This window comes from Bradyrhizobium sp. USDA 3650, assembly GCF_054057395.1.
The window spans coordinates 6,257,470-6,280,953 of sequence record NZ_JBSRZG010000001.1; the positions used below are offsets into that span (position 1 = coordinate 6,257,470).

Consider the following 23,484-nt stretch of genomic DNA (forward strand, 5'->3'; position numbering starts at 1 on the left):
AATGCAAGCTCAACTCGATCGCCGCGCCGCCGTTGCCGCGCTCCTGAAGAATCGCAAGGACACGCTGGTCGTGTCCGGCCTCGGCTCGCCGACCTATGACCTTCATTCGGTCGGCGACCACGACGGCAATTTCTATCTCTGGGGCGCCATGGGCGGCGCCGCGTTGATCGGGCTTGGCCTCGCGCAAGCCCAGCCGGGAAAACGCGTCCTCGCTTTGACCGGGGATGGCGAGCAGTTGATGGGCCTCGGCGGCATCGCCACCATCGGCGTCGCACGCCCGCGCAATCTCGACATCGTCGTGATCGACAACCAGCATTTTGGCGAGACCGGGATGCAGGCGAGCCACACCGGGCGCGGCGTCGATCTCACCGCAATCGCCGTGGCTTGCGGCTTTGCTGCTGCCGGAACCGTGCGGACGATCGAGGAGGTGCAGCGCCTCGCAACCCAAATCGCCGGGCCGGCCGATGGCCCGCGACTCTTCGTCATCAAGGTTCTGGCCGAAAATCCGCCGCGCTCACTGCCCTCGCGCGATGCTGTCTTTATCAAGAACCGGTTCCGTGCTCATCTTGGCTTCGCGGCGGCCTGAGCCGGGTTTCTCGCCCGGCGACAGTCTGCTGTCGAAGCAGCTACTCTGGAGTGAGACCATGAAACTATCCGGCAAGGTCGCCGCCATCACCGGCGCGGCGCGCGGCATCGGCAAGGCCTGCGCGAAACGATTCCTGGACGATGGCGTCAAGGTCGTCATCTCGGATGTCGATGCCGACGGCTTGGCCGCGACGGCCGCCGAACTCGCGCGACCGGACGCCTTGCGCACCGTCGTCGGCAATGTCGCCAAGCGTGCTGACGTCGACCAGCTGGTCGCCACCGCCGTGAAGGAGTTCGGCCGACTCGACATCATGGTCAACAACGCCGGCGTCGCCCGCAACCGGGACATCCTGGAGATTTCCGAAGAGGAATTCGACGAAATCATCGGCATCAATCTGAAGGGCGCGTTCTTCGGTGTGCAGGCGGCGGCCAAGCAGATGATTGCGCAAGGTAGCGGCGGCGGGGTCATCATCAACATGTCCTCGGTCAATGCACTGCTGGCAATCCCAGCGCTTGCGACCTACGCCATGTCCAAGGGCGGCATGAAGCAGCTCACATCAGTGGCCGCCGTCGCGCTGGCTCCGCACAATATTCGCGTGGTGGCCGTCGGACCGGGCACGATCCTGACCGACATGGTGGCATCGTCCATCTACACCTCGGAGGATGCCCGCAAGACCGTGATGTCACGCACGCCGGCCGGCCGTGGCGGCGAGCCGAGCGAGGTTGCTTCCGTCGTCGCGTTCCTGGCGAGCGACGACGCCTCCTACATCACGGGGCAGACCATCTATCCCGACGGCGGCCGGCTGATCCTGAATTACACGGTGCCGGTGAAGGAGAAATAGGGGGCGAAAGGTTGTCCCACACTCGCTGTCATCGCCCGGCTTGACCGGGCGATCCAGTACTGCGAGATAGCAGCGACAGGGCCGATGGGCCGCGGCGTATTGGATGCCCCGCCTTCGCGGGGCATGACAGCGGTGGTTGTATGCGGCTATTCCGCCGCGGCCGTCATCCCGTGACCAAGCCGTTTCGAGATCCCGCCCGCGCAATCGCGTAGCGCGTGAGCGATCGGGCTGTCCCAGCGCGCATCAAAAGTACCTTCCGGCCCCATCGCGGTGATCACCAACGCGACATGGCCGGAATGGTCGAACACCGGCGCAGAGAATGCGTTGACGCCGGGCAGGGGGTCGCCAAGCGCGCGGGCGAGGCCGTGCTTGCGGACCTCGGTGAGCATCTCAGTGAGCTTCGCGCCTTTCACGGTGCGCTTCGGATTATAGCCGACGCCGTGACGATCGAGGCCGCTTTCAAGCGCGGCATTGATCGTTTTCTCCGGCAGGAAGGCCGCAAAGGCCCGACCCGTGGCCGTCTCCAGCAGCGCCATCACCGAGCCGGCCCGCATCACGATGTGAACGGGCTGGGCGGGTTCTTCCAGCTGCACCACGGTCGGGCCGTGCGTGCCCCAGACCGCGAGCGAGACCGCATGCCCGATCTGACTTGCGAGCGCCGCGATCTTCGGTCCTGCGATGCGTACGCCGGAGAGGCGGCGCAGGCTGATCAGGCCGAGCTCCAGCGCCAGCGCGCCGATCTCGTAGCGGCCGCTGGTCTCGTCCTGCTCGATCAGGCCGATGCGGGAGAAGCTGGCGAGATAGGGATGCGCCTTGGCCGGCGTCATGCCAGCCTCGCGCGCGAGATCGCGCAGCATCATCGGCTCGCCGCATCTGGCAAGCGCGCGGAGCAATTCTCCGCCGACCTCGATCGACTGGATGCCGCGGCTTTCTCTTTTCATACGGCTCCTGGCGTGCGGCTCGCTTACGCCGCGTTGCGCTTGGCGGCGCTGTCGGCGAGATGACGGCCGGCAATGTAGCCGAAGGTCAGCGCCGGCCCAAGCGTGATGCCGGCGCCGGGATAATTGCCGCCCATGATGCTGGCCATGTCGTTGCCGGCGGCATAGAGCCCCGGAATGACCCGGCCTTCGGCGTCGAGCGCCCGCGCGTTCTCGTCGGTGACGATGCCGGCATAGGTGCCGAGATCGCCGACCACCATCTTGATGGCGTAGAACGGCCCGTTCTCGATCGGCGCGACGCAGGGGTTCGGGCCGTGCAGCGCATCGCCCTGGTAGCGGTTATAGGCCTTCGAGCCCTTGCCGAAGGCTGCGTCGTGTCCCTGTGGTGCGGTCGCATTGAACTGCTTGACGGTCTCGACGAATGCCATGCTGTCGATACCCGCCTTTGCCGCGAGCGCCTCCAGCGTCTCGCCGCGCATGAGATAGCCGGTATTGAGGTGATGACTCAGCGGCATCGGGAATGGCGGCACGCAGCCGAGGCCATATTTGCGCAGGGTCGGGTGATCGCAGATGAGGTACGCCGCGATCTCCTCGCCGGGCTTCGCAGCCTTCACCATGGCCTGGACGAAGTCGTGATAGGAATTGCCCTCGTTGGCAAAGCGCTTGCCGTCACGCATCACCGCGATCACGCCGGGTTTGGCGCGGTCGATGAAATGCGGCATCACGCCGTTTGAGCCGTCCTTGCGCTTGGTGACCGAGACCGGGACCCAGGCTGCCGCGTTCGGCAGCCGCTCCTCGACATGTCCGCCGGCACTTTCTGCGAGCCGCAGCCCATCGCCGGTGTTGCCGGTAGGTCCCGGCGAAAAATGCTCATTCCCGGTCGGTGCGTGTGGAAACATCTTCTTGCGCCGTTCGACGTCATGCGGGAAACCGCCGCAGGCGAGCACGACGCCTTGTCTTGCACGAATGCGGACGTCGCGTCCCTCGCGGGCGACGATGGCGCCGGTGACAGTGCCGTTCTCGACCGTCAGCTCGCGCACCGGGGCGGACAGCCACATCGGAATCTTCAGATCCTGCGCGGATTTTGCCAGTCGCCCGGCGAGCGCATTGCCGTTGGTCAGCGTCATGCCACGGCCATAGCGCAGCACGTCCATCAGATGCCGCGACAGGCGCTTTGCGACGTACACCGCCGAGGTCAGCGACTTCGTCGCGCGCATGAAATGGACGATGTCCTTGCCGGATCCGAGCATCATCCCGAATACGGTCAGCTCGGGCAGGGGCATGCCGAGGGTCTTGATCTGGTCGCCGAGCTCGCGGCCGTCGAACGGGCGCGCCACCATCGAACGACCACCCTGGCTGCCGCCGGGCGCCTCGGCGTGGTAGTCCGGGAACACCAGCGGCATGTCGAAACGGAGCGCCGTCTTGTTGGTGAAAAAATCGACCGCCTCGGGCCCGGCGCTCAGGAATGCATCGACGCGCGCGGCGTCAAAGTTGTTGCCGGCTTCGTGCCGCAGGTAGGTCCGCGCCTGCTCGGGCGTCTCCGCGATGCCGTAAGCCTTGGCCAGCGAGGTGCCGGGAATCCACAACCAGCCGCCGGAGCGGGCGGTGGTGCCGCCGAAGCGCGGCTCCTTCTCGACGATCAGGACGTCAAGGCCGCGAAAGCGCGCGGTGATCGCGGCCGACATGCCGGAGCAGCCCGATCCGGCCACGAGCACATCGCACTCGTAAGTCTCAATTGCGCTGCGCTCGTTGCCGGTCATGCAGGCCTCACTTCTTGAGCAGCGGACATTTGGATTCGGAGACCGGGCGGAAGGCGTCCTCGCCCTTCACCGTCTTGATGATCTCCAAATAATCCCAGGGTTCCTTGGACTGCTGGGGTGTTTTCACCTTGGCGAGATACATGTCGCGAATGACGCGGCCGTCCTCGCGCAACTTGCCGCCGTGGACGAATGTATCCTCGATTGGCAGCTCGCGCATCTTGGCCATCGCCTTGGCGGGATCATCGGTGCCGGCGGCCTTGATGGCCTTGAGATAATGCAGCACCGAGCCGTAAACGCCGGTCTGGATCATGGTCGGCATCACCTTGGTGCGCTCGTAGAATTTCCGCGACCAGGCGCGGGTCGCTTCGTCCATGTTCCAATAGGACGCCGTGGTCATGTAGGTGCCCTGCGCGGATTTGAGGCCGATCGCGTGCACGTCGGTGTCGAACATCAGGAGGCCGACCAGCTTCTGGCCGCCCTGGACCAGGCCGAACTCGCCGGACTGCTTGATCGCATTGTCGGTGTCCTGGCCGGCATTGGCGAAGGCGACCACGTCCGATTTCGAGCTTTGCGCCTGGAGTGCAAAGGAGGAGAAATCGGCCGTGTTGGTCGGGTGCTTCACGCCGCCGAGGACCTTGCCGCCCATCTCGTTGATGAAGCGGGTGGCATCCTTTTCGAGCTGCTGGCCGAAGGCGTAGTCGGCGGTGATGAAGTACCAGGATTTGCCGCCTTCCTTGATCACGGCGGAGGCCGTCACCTTCGACAGCGCGTAGGTATCGTAGGTGAAGTGCACGGTGTTCGGGCTGCAAAGCTCGTCGGTCAGCGAACTCGCGCCGGGGCCGGAGAGCAGCGCAATCTTGTTGCGCTCGCGCACCATGTTGTGGACGGCGATCGCGATGCCGGAATTGGGGATGTCGACGACGGCATCGACCTTGCCGTTGTCGAGCCAGCCGCGCACGATCTGCACGCCGACGTCGGTCTTCATCTGGTGGTCGGCGCTGATGATCTCGATCGGCTTGCCGAGCACGGTGGGCCCGAACTCCTCTACCGCCATTTTCGCCGCCTCCACGGAGCCCGGCCCGCTGTTGTCGCGGCCCCAGCTCGACAGATCCGTCAGCACGCCGATCCGCACCGCGTCGTCGGAGATTTGCGCGTTCGCAACGGTGGTCATGGCAGCCGAAGTCATGGCCGCGAGCATGGCGCAGGCCAAAAGCCCTCTCATCGTCGTTCCCTCTCGTTTATGGCCGCTTGGCGCGGCTGGTTATTGTGAAGGCAAATTAGATATTGGCGAATTAGTTTGTCAATAGCGAATAAAAGTTCCACGTCGTCCCGGCGAAGGCCGGGACCCATACCGCGTGATCTCTGGATGCCGGGCGGTCGCAGTACCGGAGCACGCGTCCTCGCCAAACTCCTCCCTGTGGTTATGGGTCCCGGCCCCCCGTGCGCAATTGCGCACTAGGCCGGGATGACGGTGAGGAGGAAGTGGCGCGAAAATCTCGCACCGTGATCTGGGGAGAACTAACACTCCCGCAAGTTGCAACCTCAATCATGATTAGCCATGATGCCACCCGGAAATTGTGGGGCATGGCAATGACGGCAGCAGCGGGAGTCTCCAGTGCGGCGGAGAAATCGACGACGGCGCATGTGGTGTGGGCAGCCGCGCTCGGCACCGCGATCGAGTGGTATGACTTCCTGATCTACGGCACGGCGGCGGCGCTGGTTCTGAACAAGCTGTTCTTCCCGAGCTTCGATCCCTTCGTCGGCACGCTGGCGGCGTTCTCGACGTATGCGGTTGGCTTCGTCGCGCGGCCGATCGGCGGCGCGATCATCGGGCATTATGGCGACCGGCTCGGCCGCAAGAAGATGCTGGTCGCGACCATGATCGCGATGGGACTGGGCACGTTCCTGATCGGTTGCTTGCCGACCTACAGCCAGATCGGCGTCTGGGCGCCGATCTTCCTCGTCATTTTGCGCTTCGTCCAGGGCATCGGGCTCGGTGGCGAGTGGAGCGGCGCCGTGGTCATGGTCGCCGAGCACGCCGGCAACCGCCGCGGCTTTTACGGCAGCCTGGTGCAGATCGGCTTCCCCGTCGGCGTCGCCGCGTCCACCGGCATTTTTGGTCTGATGACGCAGCTGCCCGAGGCGGACTTCCTGAGCTGGGGCTGGCGCGTCCCGTTTCTGATCAGCATCCTGCTCGTCGGCGTCGGCTTCATCGTGCGGCTGAAACTTGCGGAGACGCCGCACTTCAAGGAGGTGCTCGAGCGCAAGGAGGTTCTGGCGCAGCCGGCGCTGGAAGTCCTGCGCCGCGACTGGCGCAGCTTCCTGCTGGCGATCGGTATCACGGTGTCCGAAGTCGGGCTCGCTTATCTCCTCACTGTTTTCACCGTGGTCTATGCCACGACGCAGCTCGGCCTGCCGCGGCAGGTGATCCTGAACGCGGTGGTCTATGCCGCGCTCGTCGAACTCGCGACGCTGCCTCTCGCCGGCTGGCTGTCCGACATCTTCGGCCGCAAGGCGCTGTATCTCGCCGGCGGTGTGTTCTCTGTGGCGCTGGCATTTCCGTTGTTCTGGTTCCTCGACACCAGGGACCCGGCGCTGATCACGCTCGCGCTCGTCGTCACGATGACACTGACGCATGCGTTGCTGTTCGGGCCGAAGGCGGCCTTCATGCCGGAGCTGTTCCGTACCCAGGTGCGCTACAGCGGCGCATCGCTGGGAGCCAACGTTGCCGCCGCGCTGAGCGGCGGCTTCTCGCCGCTGATTGCGACGGCACTGTTGGCATGGGCCGGTTCTTATTGGGCCGTGTCGGTCTACATCATCGCGCTGTCGGTCATCACCATCATCGCAACGCTGATGGCGCCGGAGACGGCGCGGGACCAGCTCAGGTCCTGAGCACCGCCTTCATCACGTCTGCCGCGCGAACGGGCCCGCACGTTCGAAGCTATCGTTTTTGTATGCAGGTCCTGACGCCTTCTTATGCGCGCTGCCAAAAGCCGATGCAGCGGGGCGAACCATTAGCCGCGTTTATGCGGCGAATTTTTACTTCCAATTTTACTTCACAACATCCCGCCCATAGCCTCCCTCGCAATTGATCACATCCGCAGCCGGTCAATGGCGACCGGTGCGCAGCGTTCATCGTAGCCAACGAGGGTTGCCATGCTTGACAGGGACAAGGGGACATCCACTGCCAATCCGGCGGGGACGAGCGACAAGCCTGCGAAAAAGCTGAGCCGGCGCACGCTGTTGAAGGGCGCCGCGGCGGTGGCCGGCGCGGCGGCAGGATCGGACGCGATCCGCGGGTTCCCGACGATCTGGGCGCAGGAGATCAAGGATATCGAGCTGCGCCATGTCGGCGTGTCCTATTCGGTGGTGAAGGCGATCGGCGACCAGGCGGCCAAGGATCTCGGCTTCAAGGTGACGATGCAGAACCTCGACACCTCCGCCGCCATCAACCGCTTCATAAGCCAGCCTAATACGGTCGACATCGCCGATCTCGAGGGCTGGCAGGCCAAGCTCGCCGCCAAGCGCGGCGTGATCCAGGGCATCGAGGTCAAGAAGGTCAAGGAGTTCGACAACATCCTGCCGATCTTCACCAAGGGCGAGATCGACGGTCACAAGATCCCGCGCCAGGGCATCTCGCCCTACGAAGCGATGTATATCGCCAAGCCGGATTCGACCGATCTGAACGACGGCGTGACCGAATGGGCGACCTTCCTGCCGCAGGTCTACAACGCCGACTCCATTGGCTATCGCCCCGACCTCGTCGGCCATGAAGTCACGGAATGGAAGGATCTGATCGATCCGAAATTCAAGGGCAAGGCCGCGATTCTCGACGTGCCCGCGATCGGCATCATGGACGCCGCGCTCTGCTTCGAAAGCGCCGGGCTGATCAAGTACGGCAACAAGGGCAACATGACCAAGGAGGAGATCGACTTCACCTGCAACAAGCTGATCGAGCTCAAGAAGCAGGGCCAGTTCCGCGCGACCTGGACCACCTTCGACCAGTCGGTGCAGCTGATGGCGGCGGGCGAAGTGGTCATCCAGTCGATGTGGTCGCCGGCGGTTGCCGCGGTACGCGTGAAAGAAATCCCCTGCGTCTACGCGCCGGTCAACATCAAGAACGGCAAGGAAGGCTATCGCGGCTGGTGCAACGGCATGGGGCTGATGAAGCATCTCTCCGGCAAGAAGCTGGACGCGGCCTACGAATATCTCAACTGGTATCTGTCGGGATGGCAGGGCGGCTTCGTCGCGCGCTACGGCTATTACAGCCCGGTGCCTTCGACTGCGAAGAAATTCCTCACGCCGGCCGAATGGGCGTTCTGGTACGAGGGCCAGCCCGCGCCCGAGGTGGTCAACGACCCCTATGGCGTGCCGATGGAGAAGAGCGGCACCAAGCGTGACGGCGGCTCGTTCCTCGACCGCGTCAAGAACATCTCCTGCTGGAACACGCTGATGGACGAAGCTGCCTACATGAACAAGCGCTGGAACGACTTCAAGGTGGCCTGAAACCTGCTTCACCTGACGTGAACGAAGCGCCGGCGCGGCGATGCGCCGGTGCGAAAAGACCGAGTTCGAGGCGTTTGCCAACATGCAGACCAGTCAAACCCCACCACGCGCAAATCTCGCCGGCTGGCTCTACGTGTCGCCGCTCGTGCTGGTACTCGTACCGTTCTTCGTGGCGCCGATCCTGGTCGTGCTGGCCGCGAGCTTCTTCGCCACCGACGGCTTTGGCGGGCTGACGCCGGGCTTCACGCTCGCAAGCTATGTCGAGGTGCTGCATTCAGCGCTGACGCTGAAGCTGTATCTGGCGACGATCAAGTTCACGGTGCTGACCTGGATATTTACGCTGATCATCGGCTTCTTCGTCGCATACTTCCTGGTTTTCCACGTTCGCAACCAACTGCTGGCGATTGGTCTGTTCCTGCTCTGCACGGTGCCGTTCTGGACCTCGAACATCATCCGGATGATTTCCTGGATTCCGCTGCTCGGCAAGGAAGGCCTGATCAACCAGGCGCTGCTGGGGCTCGGCCTGATCCGCCAGCCGCTGGAAGTGCTGCTGTTCTCGGACCTGGCGGTCGTCATCGCCTATGTCCACCAGCTCACCATTTTCATGATCGTGCCGATCTTCAATTCCATGGCACGGATCGACAAGAAGCTGATCGAGGCCGCGATCGATGCAGGCGCCAGCCGTTTCGACATCATGCGCCTGATCGTGGTGCCGATGTCCAAGAGCGGCATCGCGCTCGGCACCATCTTCGTCGTCTCGATCGTGATGGGCGATTTCTTCGTCGTCAAGGTGATGTCCGGCGGCGGCTCGGCCTCGGTGGTCAGCGCGTTCTACGAGGACGTCGGCGTGCTGCAATATCCGACCGCGGCGGCAAGCGCGGTGCTGCTGACGCTGGTGCTGGTCGCGATCGTCTCGCTGATCCTGCGCACCGTCGACATCAGGCAGGAGATCACGCGATGAGCGCGGTTCTCACCGACATGCCCAAGACTGACATTTCCAAGACTGACATGTCAAAGACGGTCGCGCCGGCGACGACCAACGCGATTGCACCGAGCAAGGGCGGCCGGCCGTGGACGTTCTATGTTCTGGCGACGCTATTCGGGTTCTATGTGATCGCGCTGTACGGCCCGATGTTCTGCATCTACGTCCTGTCGTTCCAGGACATTCGTGGCGGCCTCGTGTTCCCGATGAAGGGCACTTCGCTGCACTGGTTCGTCGATCTCTTCACCCAGGTGCGGACCGGTGACGTCAAGGGCTCGTTCGACCGTTCGATCAAGCTTGCCGTCATCGTCACTGTCATCACGGTGGTGGTCTCATTCCTCGCCGGGCTCGGTTTTCGCAAGCGCTTTCGCGGCGACACCGTCGTGTTTTACATGATGATCGGCAGCCTGGTCGCTCCGGGTCTCGTGCTCGGCCTCGGCACCGGTCTGTTGTTCCAGGCCCTCGGGCTCAATGCGAGCTGGTACACCTCGGCGCTTGGCGCGCAATTGTCCTGGACGCTGCCGTTCGGCGTGCTCGTGATGTTCGCGGTGATGTCGCGCTTCAACCATGTCTGGGAGGAGGCGGCCTACGATCTCGGCGCCAGCCGCTGGCAATCGATCCGGCTGGTGATGATTCCGGTGCTGGCGCCCGGCCTGGTCGCGGTCGCGCTGTTCGGCTTCACGCTCTCCTACGACGAGTTCGCCCGCAGCCTCCAGACTGCGGGCTCACTGAACACGCTGCCGCTGGAGATCTGGAGCATGACCCTGAACGTCACCTCGCCCTCGCTCTATGCGCTCGGCACCGTGACCACTATCGTCTCCTTCATCGTCATCGGCGCGAGCCTGGGCAGCATCGTGCTGATCCAGAAGAAACGCGGCAGCAGCACAAAGGGTTGAGCTGGGAAATGAAGAGCGATCGCGGCGATATCGAACTGGCGGGCATCTGCAAGAGCTTTGACGGCGTCAGCAATGTGGTCGACGGCGTCAACCTCAAGATCGCCGACGGCGCCTATTGCTGCTTCATCGGTCCGTCCGGCTGCGGCAAGACCACGATTCTGCGCATGATCGCCGGCCACGAGGACCCGACCGCCGGTGAGATCGTGATCGGCGGCCAGAACGTCGTCGGCCTCGCGCCGGTGCAGCGGCGCACCGCGATGATGTTTCAGTCCTACGCGCTGTTCCCGCATCTGACCGTGCGCGAGAACATCGCCTTTGCGCTCCGCGTGCGCGGCATGTCGAAGCCCGATCGCCTGCGCGCAGCCGATGCCATGATCGAGAAGGTGCGTCTGACGCAGTTCGCCGACCGCCTGCCGGCGCAGCTCTCCGGCGGCCAGCAGCAGCGTGTGGCGCTGGCGCGCGCCGCGATCACCGAGCCGAGGGTGCTTTTGCTCGATGAGCCGCTCTCCGCGCTCGACGAGCAGCTCCGCGTGCAGATGCGCCAGGAGCTCAGGCGGATGCAGCAGGAGCTCGGCATTACTTTCATCCACGTCACCCACACCCAGCTCGAGGCAATCGCGCTCGCCGATCTGGTGGTGGTGATGGAGCAGGGCAGGATCAAGCAGGCGGGCGCGGCCCGCGACGTCTATGCCCATCCGCATGATCGTTACGTCGCCGAGTTCATGGGCGGGCAGAACGTGCTGTCGGGGCGGGTCGAGAAGGTCAACGGTTCGACCTTTACGCTCGCGCAGGCGGCGCCTGATGGCATCGAGGTCCCGCTTCAGGCGCGGTCCACGGTCAGCGTCGGTGACAAGATCGATATCGCCGTGCGCCGCGACGATGTCGCGCTGGTCCGGCCGGGCAGGGAGCTGCCGCCGGGCTGCTCCAATTCGCTGCCGAGCCGCGTGCTCGCGATCGAATACCAGGGCTATTTCGTCAAGGTCATGCTCGACACCGTGCCGGACGACGCGTTCGTCGCCTACGTGCCGGAAAAGACCTTCTTCGCGGATCCGTTCACCGTCGGCGACGTCGTGATGGCCACATGGGCCACCGGCAGCGCGCTTCCACTCGCCTAAAGACCCGTCGCGCACAGGAGTATGATCGTGCAGATATCCTTCACACTCAACGGACGGCCAACCACTGTCGATGTCGAGCCGGCGACGCTCGTCGCAGAGCTGCTGCGCGAGCAGCTCAATCTCACCGGCACCCATATCGGCTGCGACACGAGCCAGTGCGGCGCCTGCGTGGTGCATCTCGACGGCCTGCCGGTGAAGAGCTGCACGCTGCTGGCGCCTGCGCTCGACGGTGCGACGCTGCTCACCATCGAGGGCCTGCAAGATGCGCCGGGTTCGAACCGGCTGCATCCGATGCAGGAGGCGTTTCGCGAGCATCACGGTCTGCAATGCGGCTTTTGCACGCCCGGCATGCTGATGACGGCGGTGGCGCTCGCGACCGAGAAGCCGGACTTGTCGGAAGCCGACGTCCGCCACGGCCTTGAAGGCAACATCTGCCGCTGCACCGGTTATCAGAACATCGTCGTCTCGGTGATAGCAGGCGCTGCCGCCATGAACGCCGCCAGGGGAGAGTGACCATGGGCAATGTGATCGGGATCGGCGCCTCACCGAAACGGAAAGAGGACCAGCGCTTCCTCACCGGCCGCGGCAATTACGTGTCCGACATCAAGCGTCCGGGCATGACGGCGGGTGTGTTCGTGCGATCGCCGCACGGACACGCGATCCTGCGCGAGATCGACAAGAGTGCGGCACTCGCATCGCCCGGCGTCATCGCGGTGCTGACCGGCGAGGATGCCGCCGCGGACAAGCTGGGCTCGCTGCCCTGCGGCTGGGGTATCACGGACGCCAAGGGTGTGCCGATGAAGGAGCCGCCGTTCCCGATGCTGGCGCAGGGCAAGGTGCGCTTCGTCGGCGACATGGTTGCCTTCATCGTCGCGGAGACGCCGGCGCAGGCTAGCGCGGCAGCCGAGCTGCTGACGGTCGACTACGAGGTGCTACCCTCGGTGGTCGGCGTGCTTGAAGCCGTGCGGCCCGGCGCGCCGCAATTGTTCGACGACGTTCCGAACAACATCTGTTGCGATTGGGAGCTCGGCGACAAGGCGGCGGTCGAGACCGCGTTCCGGAAAGCGGCGCATGTCGCAAAGCTCAGCCTCGTCAACAACCGGCTGATCGGCAACCCGATGGAGCCGCGTGCGGCGATCGCCGAATATGAGCCCGGCACCGATCGTTTCACGCTGTGGACCACCAGCCAGTTCCCGCATGTCGTGCGCTTCCTGATGGGCGCGCTGGTGCTGAACATTCCGCAGCACAAGCTGCGCGTGGTCGCGCCCGATGTCGGCGGCGGCTTCGGTGTCAAGCAGTTCCACTACGGCGAGGAGGCCGTGATCACCTGGGCCGCCAAGCGCGTGATGCGGCCGATCAAATGGGTTGCGAGCCGCTCCGAAGGCTACGTCTCCGATCGCCACGGCCGCGATCACGTCACCGAGGCCGAACTCGCACTGGACGAGACCGGAAAGTTTCTGGCCTTCCGCGTCAACACGCTCGCCAATATGGGTGGCTATCTCTCGACCTTCGGGCCGAACATCCCGACCAATCTCTACGGACCGCTGCTCGGCGGCGTCTACACCACGCCGGCAATCTACTGCAACGTGAAGGTGGTCTTCACCAACACGGTTCCGGTCGACGCCTATCGCGGCGCCGGCCGTCCCGAGGCGACCTTCGTGCTGGAGCGCATCGTCGATGTCGCAGCCAGCGAGATGGGGATCGACCGGGTCGAGATCCGCCGACGCAACATGATCCCGAAGGAGGCCTATCCGTACCAGACGCCGGTGTTGGTGCAGTACGATTCCGGCGATCCGATGGGGTGTCTCGACGGCGCGCTTGTCGCGGCCGACGTCAAGAACTTCGGTATCCGCAAGGCGGAGTCGGCGCGCAGGGGCAAATTCCGCGGGCTCGGCTATTCGACCTATGTCGAGGCCTGCGGCCTCGCGCCGTCGCGCTTCGCGGGACGATTGGGCGCGCGCGGCGGGCTCTATGAGAGCGCCACGGTGCGGGTGCATCCGACCGGCCAGGTCACGGTCATGATCGGCACGCACAATCACGGCCAGGGCCACGAGACGACGTTCGCGCAGATCGTCTCGGAAAAGCTCGGTGTCGCGTTTGACAATGTCGACATCGTGTTCGGCGATACCGACCGCGTGCAGTTCGGCATGGGCACCTATGGCTCGCGTTCGCTGGTGGTCGGCGGCGCGGCACTGTCGAAGGCGACGGACAAGGTGGTCGCGAAGGGCAAGAAGATCGCGGCGCATCTGCTTGAGGCGGCCGAAGTGGATATCCAGTTCGAGGCCGGAAAATTCTCGGTCGCAGGCACCGACCGCATGAAGACGTTCGAGGAGATCGCGGGCGCCGCCTACGTGCCGCACGACTATCCGCTCGAAGTGCTGGAGCCGGGACTGGAAGAGCAGGCTTATTATGATCCCGTCAACTTCACCTATCCCGGCGGCTGCCACATTGCCGAGGTCGAGATCGACCCGGAAACCGGCACGGTGACGCTGGTCAATTACACCGCCGTGGACGACGTCGGCACCGTCATCAACCCGATGATCGTCGAGGGCCAGTTGCATGGCGGCATCGTGCAGGGCGTCGGTCAGGCGCTGTACGAGAACGCGGTCTATGACGAGGGCTCGGGACAGCTGCTGTCGGGCTCGCTGATGGACTATTGCATGCCGCGCGCCGACCACATGCCGATGATGAACATCGCGACCCATTCGACGCTGTGTACCCACACGCCGATGGGCGTGAAGGGCTGCGGCGAGGTCGGCACCATCGGTTCACCGGCAGCGGTCATCAACGCGGTGGTGGATGCGCTGTCGCATCTCGGCGTCACTCATGTCGACATGCCGGCGACGCCGAACCGGATCTGGCGCCTGCTGCAGAACGCGTCCTTGCCAGTCGCCGCGGAATAGGGGAGAACAACCATGAAACCGTTTGCCTATCATCAGCCGAGCGAAATTCCCGATGCGGCCAAACTGCTGACCTCGATCGAGGACAGCAAGCTCGTCGCCGGGGGCATGACGCTGATCCCGACGCTGAAGCAGCGGCTCGCCAGTCCGCCCGCCCTAGTCGACCTGTCGAGGCTCGGACATCTGAAGGGCATCAGCGACGACGGCGCCACTATCACCATCGGTGCGATGACGCCACATGCGGTGGTGGCCGCCTCGAAGCTGGTCCAGGCGAAGATCCCCGGTCTCGCCGCGCTGGCCTCGATGATCGGCGATCCCGCCGTCCGCATCCGCGGCACTATCGGCGGCTCGGTCGCGAACAACGATCCAGCGGCCGATTATCCGGCAGGTGTGCTCGGATTGGGGGCGACCGTCGTCACCAGCACGCGCGAGATCGCGGCCGACGGGTTCTTCCGCGGCCTGTTCGAGACCGCGCTTGAACCAGGCGAGATCATCACGGCGATCCGCTTTCCGGTGCCGGTCAAGGCGGGCTACTCCAAGTTCAAGGCGCCGGCGTCGCGCTATGCGTTGGTCGGCGTGTTCGCGGCGAAATTCGCCGATGGCGTTCGCGTGGCCGTGACCGGAGCGGGCTCCGGCGTATTCCGCGTTCCCCCGATGGAAGAAGCACTGTCTCGAAGTTTCGATCCGTCCGCGATCGCGGCGATCAAGATCGACACCGACGGTCTCACCTCCGACATCCATGCCGAAGCCGACTACCGTGCGCATCTCGTCACGGTCATGGCCAAGCGCGCCGTCGACGCGGCGCTCAGCTAGCTCTTTAGGGTTGATGATGACTGATGGTTCCGGCCGAACGGCCTTCCCGCCGGCGCCGACTGGCCTTGGCTCGCTTTCGGCAACCGAGATCCTGGCCGGCTACCGGCGCAAGGCGTTCACGCCGCGCGATGTCGTCGACGACACCATTGCCGCGCTGGAGGTGACGAACAAGACCTGCAACGCGGTGGTGACGCCGATGTACGAGCAGGCGAGGGCGGAGGCCGATCGTCTCACCAGGGAGATGCGTGCCGGCGAGACCAAGGGGGCGCTCGCGGGTATACCCGTGACGATCAAGGATTTGGTCTTTGTCGCGGGCGTGCCGGCCTATGGCGGCTCGCCGATGAACAAGGCCTTCGTGCCCGATGTCGACGCCGCGGTTGTCTCGGCGCTGAAGGAGGCGGGTGCAATCGTCACCTGCAAGACCACGACCTGCGAGTCCGGTTACAAGTTGACGGCGGACAGCCCGGTCACCGGCACCACGCGCAACCCCTGGAACCCGGGTCGCACCAGTGGCGGATCGAGCGGCGGGGCGGCGGCGGGCGTTGCCGCCGGCTGCGGTCCGATCGCGATCGGAACCGATGGCGTCGGCTCGATCCGCGTGCCCTCGTCCTTCTGCGGTGTGTTCGGCCTGAAGCCGACCTTTGGCCTGGTGCCGCGTTCGCCCGGCTTCTCGCCACCGTCCTGGGGCTCGCTCGCGCATACCGGGCCGATCACGCGCACGGTCGCCGATGCTGCGCTGATGCTGGAGATCATCGCCGGCTACGATCTGCGCGATCCCGCGAGCCTGCCAGTGGCGGCGCGGCGGTTCGACACGAAGGCCGAGCCGTTGAGCGGTATTCGTATCGGCGCCAGCGTCGATCTAGGCTACGCCGCCGTCAGCCCCGATGTACGCGCGGCGTTCGGCAAGGCGTTGGCCATTCTCGATGCCTGCGGCGCGCAGGTCACCATGGATGGTCCGGGCCTCGATCCCGGGATCCTCGAGCACACGCTGAAGCCGATCGCCTTCACCGAACAGGCGGCCGCGGTCTCGAGCAAGACCACAGCCGATCTCGCCAGCTCCGAAGCAGATTATCTTGACGTCATCAGTGCAGGCCGACGCTACAGCGGCACGGACTATATCGAAGCGGGGTATCGCCGCGGCCAGGCTCGCAGCGGCTTCCTGAAGCTTTTCGAGCGAGTCGATGCGCTGGTGACGCCGACCGTCGCGGTGACCGCGTTCGAGGCCGGTCGCCTCGGCGTCGAGACGATCGACGGCGGCAAGGTCGATCCGCATCTCGGCTGGTCGCCCTTCACCTGGCCGATCAACCTCGCCGGTCTTCCGGCGGCGACGCTGCCCTGCGGCTTCGATCGCGATGGGCTGCCGATCGGCTTGCAGATCGTGGCGCGCTGGCTCGACGAGCCCACGATCTTCCGCATCGCCGCTGCGTTCGAAGCGGCCCAGCCCTGGGCAAACTTCTGGCCGTCACTGGCGCTCCGCGAAAGTCCCGCGCGCACGAAAGCGGCGCCTTAACCTCGCCCCGCTTGCGGGGAGAGGTCGGATTGCATCGGAGATGCAATCCGGGTGAGGGGGAGTTGCCGCGAGGGCAGCTCTCACCGAATGTGCGGAAGCAGCCCCTCACTCCAACCCTCTCCCCGTAAGAACGGGGCGAGGGAGCGCACCATCGCAGCGGGAACAGGCCCCAGCTCAGGACAGCTCGATCGGATCGCCGCGGCCGCTGAGCTCCTCGTCGAGGCGCAGATAGTGCGCGAGATAGTCGTGCAAGGCGGTCGCCGCCTTCGAGGTCGCGCCGCTCGACTTGTAGAGCAGCAGCTCGATCTTCGGCAGCGGCGGCAGGCCCTCGTTCGGGCCGATCTCGCGCATCGCCGGCACCAGGGCGCTGCGGCCGAGTACGGTCACGGCCATGCCGGCGAACGCCGCTGCCTGGAGGCCGCCGACGCTTTCGCTGACGCAGGCGATGCGCCAGCGCAAATTCGCGCGTTCCAGCGTGTCGATCGCGTAGTCGCGGTAGATGTTGCCGGGCGGCAGCAACGCCAGCGGAATGGGCCGTTCCTGGTGCGCGGCAGACTGCTCGCCGGTCATCCAGACCAACTGCTCGCGTCGCACCACCTGGCCGCCCGTAAAATCGTTCATGCGGGTGACGAGCGCGATGTCGACATCGCCGCGCTTGACGAGGCCCACCAGCGGCGTCGAGAGCGCGCAATTGAGCTCGACCTGGACGCGGGGAAAGGATTTTCGGAACACGCTGAGGATCTGCGGCAGCATGAAGGCGGCGTAGAGGTCGGGCGTGCCGAGTACGACCTGACCCTCGATCTCCTGTGACGCCAGTTGCGAAATCAATTCGTCATGCAACCGCAGGATGGATTTGGCGTAGGTGAGAACCGTGGTGCCGTCCTCGCTCAGCGTCAGCCGGCGCCCGGCATGCTCGAACAATTGCTTGCCGGTGAGCTCCTCCAGCCGCTGCAATTGCAGGGTGATCGCCGGCTGGGTACGGCCCAGCCGCCGCGCGGTCTCGGTAATGCTGCCGGTCTCGACCACGGAGATCAGCGACCGGAGCATGCGGATATCGAGGCTGATGAGGTTCATGCGGCGTCCATGTCGCCCAGAATTTATGCAAGTTCCATGCTAGGGCGAATGGGAGCCGGGGTGGGAAGGCGGGGCTGCGGGCGGTGTTCTCGTCGATTAGACGAGGTGCCGGTGCAGCGTTGCTGGCATACTGAATATTGATTATCAGGCGGGTCGGCGTGCATGATGCGCCCAACGAACATAAAAAGGGAGCACAAAACATGACAGGGATCTCAGCCACGCGACGAGAGCTGCTCGCAATTGCAGCGGCGGCAAGTGCTGCCTCAATCGCGGAAGTTGCGCCGGCTGCGGCGCAGGCCGGGCCGAAGCCGATCTTTCCGGTGCCGATGGTCACCATCCCGATCGTCGGCGAAACCCAGGTGTTCCAGGTCCGCCGCATCTACTGCATCGGGCGCAACTATGCGGCGCACGCGATCGAGCGCGGCTCGGACCCGAACCGCGAGCCGCCGTTCTTCTTCCAGAAGCCGACTGACGCGATCCAGAACGTCGCGGTCGGCGAGGTCGCCGATCATCCTTATCCGTCGCTGACCAAGAACTATCATCACGAGGTCGAGCTGGTCGCCGCGCTGAAATCCGGCGGCAGCAACATCCCGGCCGAGAAGGCGCTCGACCACGTCTATGGCTACGCGCTCGGCCTCGACATGACCCGACGCGATCTCCAGAACGGCATGGCCGCGGAGAAGAAGCCATGGGAGATCGGCAAGAGCTTTGACCACGCCGCGGTGATCGGACCGATCCACCCGGCCAGCAAGACCGGTCATTTCGACAAGGGCGCTATTTCGCTGGCGATCAATGGCACCGTCAAGCAGAGCTCGGATCTCAGCAAGATGATCTGGAGCGTGGCCGAGCAGATCGCAAAACTGTCGGAAGCGTTCGAGCTGAAGGCCGGCGACATCATCTATTCCGGCACGCCCGAGAATGTCGGCCCGGTCGTGAAGGGCGACGTGCTGTTGTGCAAGCTCGACGGCTTGCCGGACATGTCGATCAAGATCGTCTAGCGGCGGTCTTCGCCTCTCCTGCCTGCGGAAAGTGAGGGGCGGGACGTTTTCGCTTCGTCATGCCCGGGCTTGTCCCGGGCATCCACGTTTTGGGTGCCGGTTGCGTGGAAGCCCGTGGATGGCCGGGACAAGCCCGGCCACGACGACGCTGAGAGTGGCTTCGATCCCATCTGTCGAAGCGCGGCGTCCTGATCTAGCTCTGGCCGAGGATCTTCTTCGCGGCGCGAAGATGCGGTTTGTCGATCATCTGGCCGTCGAGGCGCAGCGTGCCGGAATTCGGATTGTTCGCGAACGCCGTGATCACCTTCTCCGCCCAATTGCGTTCGGCCTCGGTCGGCTCGAACGCCGCGTTGACCACGTCGACGTGCTTGGGATGGATCAGCGCTTTCGCCGAAAAACCGTCGCGCCGCGCCGCGCGCGTTTCCTGTTCGAGCCCCGCCAGATTGTCGATATCGGTATAGACGGTGTCGATCGGCGCGACCTCGGCCGCGGCCGCCGCCATCAGGCAGAGATCGCGCGCCAGCCGATAAGGGCTGTGGAACACACCGCCTGACGCCTTTTCAGTCGCGCCGAGCGAGGCCGAGAGATCCTCCGCGCCCCACATCAGGCCCGCGAGGCGAGGGGAGCAGCCCTTGTAGCTGCCGAGCCCGAAGATCGATCCTGCGGTTTCGGTCGCGACGCAGACGATGCGTGTCGAGCCGATGGCGATGCCAGCCGCAGCCTCAAAAGCTTCGAGCCAAGTCGCGACCTGTCGCACGTCGTCGCCACCCTGCGATTTCGGCAGCACGATGCCGTCGGGCTTGCCTGGAATCACCGCGGCAAGGTCAGCGAGCGTCATGCCGGTGTCGAGCGCGTTGACCCGGACATAGAGCTGATGCGGCTTGTTGCGGCCGTTGAGCATCGCCAGCGTCAGCCCGCGCGCCTCCGGCTTCTTGTCGGTGACGACGGAATCTTCGAGATCGATGATCAGCGCGCCGGCGTTGCCTTCGCTGGCCTTCTCGAATTTGCGCGGGGAGTCGCCCGGCACGAACAGCATCGAACGCATCAGACCGGCCTCTTGTGCATCATCGCCATGCGGCGGCATTTGCCGACGATCTCGTCGTTCTGGTTGAGAGCGTGGTGCTCGAACTCGACGATGCCCGCTTTGGGACGCGATTTGATTCTCTCAAAGATAGCACCTTCGTCGTCGCCCGCAGCGTGTCGCCATGGAAGACCGGTTTCGGAAAAGTGACGTCGGTCATGCCGAGATTGGCAACGGTGGTGCCCATGGTCGTATCATAGACCGTCATGCCGATCATGATCCCAAGAGTGTAAAGGCTGTTGAAAATGCGCTGGCCGAACTCGGTCTGGGCCGCAAAATGTGCGTCGATGTGCAGCGGCTGCGGATTGAGCGTCAGCAGGCTGAACATGGTGTTGTCCATCTCCGTGACGGTCCGCGTCAGGGGATGCCTGAACTCCTGGCCCACGGAAAACTCCTCGAAATAAAGTCCGGCCATCGCGGTTTCCTCCCTACGAAATAACGGCGCGCCCGCATCCTCGCGCCGCATGACCCTATGCATGCTACACACAGTTGATAGGGAAATTCACGTATCTGTACCCTGTTTTTCAAGTTAAAGAACGCAAGCGAAGGCACGTTCGGGCGCACCAATCCGCCACGGCCGTCGAGTGGGGAACGCGACGAGGGGGAGATTGCGCGATCGCTTCTCCCAAGAAGGAGATCAAGAACATGGATTTCGCGCTCACCGCTCAGCAGGAAGCCATTCGCGACGCTGTCGCAAAGGTTTGCGAGGACTTTCCCGACGCTTATTGGCTGAAGAAGGACCACGACGGCGGCTTCCCGCACGACTTTCACAAGGCCATGGCGGACGCCGGCTGGCTCGGCATCTGCGTGCCGGAGGAATATGGCGGCTCCGGCCTCGGCATCACCGAGGCCGCGATCATGATGCGCGCCATCGCCGAATCCGGCGCCGGCATGTCCGGCGCATCCGCGGTGCACATCAACGTGTTCGGGCTCAATCCCGTCGTCGTGTTCGGCACCGAAGAGCAGCGCAAGCGCATGCTGCCGCCGATGGTCGAGGGTCGCGAGAAGGCGTGCTTTGCCGTGACCGAGCCCAACACCGGCCTCAACACCACCCAGCTCAAGACCCGCGCGGTGGCCAAGAACGACCGCTACATCGTCAACGGCCAGAAGGTGTGGATCTCGACCGCGCAGGTCGCGCACAAGATCCTGCTGCTGGCGCGCACCACGCCGCTGGAGGAGGTGCGCTCGCCGACGCATGGGCTGAGCCTGTTCTATACGGACTTCGATCGCAACAGAATCAAGGTCCACGAGATCGAGAAGATGGGCCGCAAGGTCGTCGATTCCAACGAGCTGTTCTTCGAGGACTTTGAAATCCCGATGGAGGATCGCATCGGCGAAGAAGGCAAAGGCTTCCAGTACATTCTCGAAGGCATGAACCCCGAGCGCATTCTGATCGCAGCGGAAGCCGTCGGCCTCGGCAAGCTCGCGCTGTCGCGCGCGACCGAATACGCCAAGACCCGCGTGGTGTTCAACCGGCCCATCGGCAAGAACCAGGGCATTCAGCATCCGCTGGCCGTCAACTGGGTCGAGCTCGAGGCGGCCTGGTTGATGGTGATGTCGGCGGCCTGGCAATACGACAAGGGCATGCCTTGCGGCGGCGCCGCCAATGCCGCGAAATACATTGCGGGTGAGGCCGGATATCATGCCTGCGAGCAGGCGGTGATGACCCATGGCGGCTTCGGCTATGCCAAGGAATTCCACGTCGAGCGTTACTTGCGCGAGGTGCTGATCCCGCGCATCGCGCCGGTCAGCCCGCAGCTTGCGCTCAGCTTCATTGCGGAAAAGGTGCTTGGACTGGCGAAGTCGTACTAGGCTCGAGCGCGCACCATTGCCGGCCCTGCGATGGTCGCTTCCAAGCGAAGCCCATAGACCTTATTCCGCAGCGATCCGCTCCATCGCCATGGCCCGAAGCCGGGCGCGCTGGATCTTGACGCCGTTGGCGCTGTCGGTGACGGGGAAGGTCTCAACGACATAGATCCGCGCGGGGACCTTGTAGCCGGCGAGCCGCTCGCGCAGGCGCATGGTCAACGCGTCCTGCCGCGGCGGCTCGTGGTGGGGGTCCTGGGTGGCAACCACGAAGGCAACGCAGCGTGCGTTTCCCTTCAGATCGACCGCGACGACCTGGGCGTCGGCCACGCCAGCGCACGATTTGAGCTCGTCCTCGATCTCGCCGGGCGCGACGAGGAAGCCGCCGAGCCGCATGGCGTCGCCCGCGCGGGTTTCGTAGACGAAGGAGCCGTCGCCGCGCAGCTGGCCGATATCGCCAGTGCGGAAGAAGCCGTCTGCGGTGATGGCGTCGCGCGTCGCGTCGGGATTGTTATAGTAGCCGAGGAAGCGTGACGGCGCATGGATCTCGATCTCGCCAGAGATGCCGCGAGCCGCGAGTTCGCCGGTCTCGGTGTCGCGCACACGGACCTTGGCCTCCGGCGACATCGGCCAGCCGCCGCCCTCGATGCGATCGGTGAAGGCGTCACTCGCACGTGCGATCGAGAACAGCGCCTGCACCTCGCTCGAACCGTAGAGGCCGTGCAACGGCATGCCGCGCGCCTCGGCCTCCGCGGCGAGCTCGCGCCAGCCGGGCTGGAATGCGGCAAAGCCGCAGACTTCGAGATGCGGAAACGGATGCGGCGCCTCGGTGAGGGTGAGGATGCGGCGGAACATCTCGTCCGAGCCAAAGGCGTGCGTGATTCCGCACTCGCGGAGAATCTTCAGCGCCGGCGTGGCCTCGAAGGCGTCGAGCGCGTGGACGGTCGCGCCCGCTGCGACGAAGCCGAGCAGGCTCGTCATGCCAAAGGTGCCGCAGAACGGCAGCATGGCCAGCAGCGCATGGCGCTGGGGAGAGAGTTTTAGCGCCTCGGCGACGGAGGCGGCGTGCGTGGCCAACGTTCGCTGCGAATGCGCGACGAGTTTCGGTCCTTTGGTCGTGCCTGACGTCGTGTAGAGCAGAACCGGCAGATCGAAATCATCCTGAGCGGGCGGGGCCGGCGGATAGGGCTTGTCGAAGGCGTCGAAGCGCACGCATGGCCATTGGGCGGGAATCTCATCCGCGCCGACCACCGCGATCTCTCGCAGCGCAGGCACCTCGTCCTTCGCGACGTCGGCGAGAATAGCGGCAAAGTCGATCGAGCGAAACGCGGCTTCGATCACCATCAGCCTGGTGCCGGACAGCTTCAGGAGATGCGCGACCTCCGCGCTGCGATAGCGTGTATTGACGGCGGCAATGATGGCACCGAGGCGGCCGGCGGCGAACAGGAGCGCGATCCATTCGATCCGGTTGACCAGCCAGACCGCGACGACGTCGCCCGTGCCGATACCCTGCGCGGCAAGCCAGGCGGCGGTCTGCTCGATCTTTTCCGAGAACTCCGCGCGCGAGACCCGCGTGCCGTCGAACACGAAGGCCGGATCGGCGGCGGCCTCGGTCCGGATCAGCGATTGCAGCGAAAACTCATTGGCGCTCATGGCAACCGGACTAACCCGACCGCGC

General features: G+C 64.6%; 19 protein-coding genes and 1 pseudogene. 13 read left to right on the forward strand and 7 right to left on the reverse strand.

The window, feature by feature from the left end; all coding sequences use genetic code 11:
* Window position 1 precedes the first annotated feature (1 nt).
* The gene (locus ACVIN2_RS29410; protein ID WP_456768254.1) at window positions 2–586 is read left to right on the forward strand and encodes a thiamine pyrophosphate-dependent enzyme; all 585 of its coding nucleotides are present in this window, start codon (window positions 2–4) and stop codon (window positions 584–586) included.
* 58 nt (window positions 587–644) lie between these two features.
* Window positions 645–1,427, forward strand: coding sequence for an SDR family NAD(P)-dependent oxidoreductase (locus ACVIN2_RS29415; RefSeq protein ID WP_456768255.1), 783 nt, complete (start codon window positions 645–647; stop codon window positions 1,425–1,427).
* Between the two features lie 146 nt (window positions 1,428–1,573).
* Here ACVIN2_RS29415 and ACVIN2_RS29420 read toward each other — a convergent pair whose 3' ends face one another.
* Genes ACVIN2_RS29420 through ACVIN2_RS29430 form a run of 3 tightly spaced genes read right to left on the reverse strand, consistent with a single transcriptional unit; the run spans window position 1,574 to window position 5,347 of the window.
* A complete protein-coding gene (locus tag ACVIN2_RS29420) occupies window positions 1,574–2,368 on the reverse strand; it encodes an IclR family transcriptional regulator (RefSeq protein WP_456768256.1) in 795 nt (264 codons plus the stop codon).
* A gap of 23 nt (window positions 2,369–2,391) precedes the next feature.
* Entirely contained in the window at window positions 2,392–4,125 is a 1,734-nt protein-coding gene (locus ACVIN2_RS29425) for an FAD-dependent oxidoreductase (protein WP_456768257.1), read from the reverse strand.
* Between the two features lie 7 nt (window positions 4,126–4,132).
* Window positions 4,133–5,347, reverse strand: a complete 1,215-nt coding sequence (locus ACVIN2_RS29430; protein WP_456768258.1) for an ABC transporter substrate-binding protein — start codon at window positions 5,345–5,347, stop codon at window positions 4,133–4,135.
* A gap of 368 nt (window positions 5,348–5,715) precedes the next feature.
* Here ACVIN2_RS29430 and ACVIN2_RS29435 point away from each other — a divergent pair, with 368 nt between their 5' ends.
* The 9 genes from ACVIN2_RS29435 (at window position 5,716) to ACVIN2_RS29475 (ending at window position 16,847) form a co-directional block, all read left to right on the forward strand.
* Window positions 5,716–7,017 (forward strand): MFS transporter, encoded by a 1,302-nt coding sequence (locus ACVIN2_RS29435; RefSeq protein WP_456769827.1) that lies wholly within the window; start codon window positions 5,716–5,718, stop codon window positions 7,015–7,017.
* Window positions 7,018–7,281: 264 nt separating this feature from the next.
* Window positions 7,282–8,631, forward strand: coding sequence for an ABC transporter substrate-binding protein (locus ACVIN2_RS29440; protein WP_247358416.1), 1,350 nt, complete (start codon window positions 7,282–7,284; stop codon window positions 8,629–8,631).
* Window positions 8,632–8,713: 82 nt separating this feature from the next.
* The gene (locus ACVIN2_RS29445) at window positions 8,714–9,592 is read left to right on the forward strand and encodes an ABC transporter permease (RefSeq protein WP_456768259.1); all 879 of its coding nucleotides are present in this window, start codon (window positions 8,714–8,716) and stop codon (window positions 9,590–9,592) included.
* On the forward strand, window positions 9,589–10,509 hold the full coding sequence (locus ACVIN2_RS29450) for an ABC transporter permease (RefSeq protein ID WP_456768260.1): 921 nt from the start codon (window positions 9,589–9,591) through the stop codon (window positions 10,507–10,509). Before ACVIN2_RS29445 ends, ACVIN2_RS29450 begins: the two co-directional genes overlap by 4 nt.
* 8 nt (window positions 10,510–10,517) lie before the next feature.
* Complete coding sequence (locus tag ACVIN2_RS29455) at window positions 10,518–11,624, forward strand: ABC transporter ATP-binding protein (protein ID WP_456768261.1); 1,107 nt, start codon at window positions 10,518–10,520, stop codon at window positions 11,622–11,624.
* 21 nt (window positions 11,625–11,645) lie between these two features.
* On the forward strand, window positions 11,646–12,137 hold the full coding sequence (locus tag ACVIN2_RS29460; protein ID WP_456768262.1) for a (2Fe-2S)-binding protein: 492 nt from the start codon (window positions 11,646–11,648) through the stop codon (window positions 12,135–12,137).
* Between the two features lie 2 nt (window positions 12,138–12,139).
* Window positions 12,140–14,527 carry a xanthine dehydrogenase family protein molybdopterin-binding subunit gene (locus ACVIN2_RS29465; protein ID WP_456768263.1) on the forward strand — a complete coding sequence of 796 codons (2,388 nt, stop codon included), beginning with the start codon at window positions 12,140–12,142 and terminating at the stop codon, window positions 14,525–14,527.
* A gap of 12 nt (window positions 14,528–14,539) precedes the next feature.
* Complete coding sequence (locus ACVIN2_RS29470) at window positions 14,540–15,337, forward strand: FAD binding domain-containing protein (RefSeq protein ID WP_456768264.1); 798 nt, start codon at window positions 14,540–14,542, stop codon at window positions 15,335–15,337.
* A 16-nt stretch (window positions 15,338–15,353) separates the two neighbouring features.
* On the forward strand, window positions 15,354–16,847 hold the full coding sequence (locus ACVIN2_RS29475; RefSeq protein WP_456768265.1) for an amidase: 1,494 nt from the start codon (window positions 15,354–15,356) through the stop codon (window positions 16,845–16,847).
* A gap of 174 nt (window positions 16,848–17,021) precedes the next feature.
* Here the strand turns inward: ACVIN2_RS29475 and ACVIN2_RS29480 are convergent, their stop codons facing one another.
* Complete coding sequence (locus tag ACVIN2_RS29480; protein ID WP_027519799.1) at window positions 17,022–17,921, reverse strand: LysR substrate-binding domain-containing protein; 900 nt, start codon at window positions 17,919–17,921, stop codon at window positions 17,022–17,024.
* 200 nt (window positions 17,922–18,121) lie between these two features.
* On the opposite strand from ACVIN2_RS29480, the gene ACVIN2_RS29485 reads away from it, so the two are divergent.
* Window positions 18,122–18,919 carry a fumarylacetoacetate hydrolase family protein gene (locus tag ACVIN2_RS29485; protein ID WP_456768266.1) on the forward strand — a complete coding sequence of 266 codons (798 nt, stop codon included), beginning with the start codon at window positions 18,122–18,124 and terminating at the stop codon, window positions 18,917–18,919.
* Between the two features lie 193 nt (window positions 18,920–19,112).
* Here the strand turns inward: ACVIN2_RS29485 and ACVIN2_RS29490 are convergent, their stop codons facing one another.
* Both ACVIN2_RS29490 and ACVIN2_RS29495 read right to left on the reverse strand, forming a co-directional pair.
* Window positions 19,113–19,964, reverse strand: a complete 852-nt coding sequence (locus ACVIN2_RS29490) for an HpcH/HpaI aldolase/citrate lyase family protein (RefSeq protein ID WP_456768267.1) — start codon at window positions 19,962–19,964, stop codon at window positions 19,113–19,115.
* Window positions 19,964–20,415: pseudogene (locus tag ACVIN2_RS29495) on the reverse strand (MaoC family dehydratase). Before ACVIN2_RS29495 ends, ACVIN2_RS29490 begins: the two are co-directional and overlap by 1 nt.
* Before the next feature lie 230 nt (window positions 20,416–20,645).
* Here ACVIN2_RS29495 and ACVIN2_RS29500 point away from each other — a divergent pair.
* The gene (locus ACVIN2_RS29500) at window positions 20,646–21,812 is read left to right on the forward strand and encodes an acyl-CoA dehydrogenase family protein (RefSeq protein WP_456768268.1); all 1,167 of its coding nucleotides are present in this window, start codon (window positions 20,646–20,648) and stop codon (window positions 21,810–21,812) included.
* 60 nt (window positions 21,813–21,872) lie between these two features.
* Here the strand turns inward: ACVIN2_RS29500 and ACVIN2_RS29505 are convergent, their stop codons facing one another.
* Window positions 21,873–23,459 (reverse strand): AMP-binding protein, encoded by a 1,587-nt coding sequence (locus ACVIN2_RS29505; RefSeq protein ID WP_456768269.1) that lies wholly within the window; start codon window positions 23,457–23,459, stop codon window positions 21,873–21,875.
* Between the last annotated feature and the right edge of the window lie 25 nt (window positions 23,460–23,484).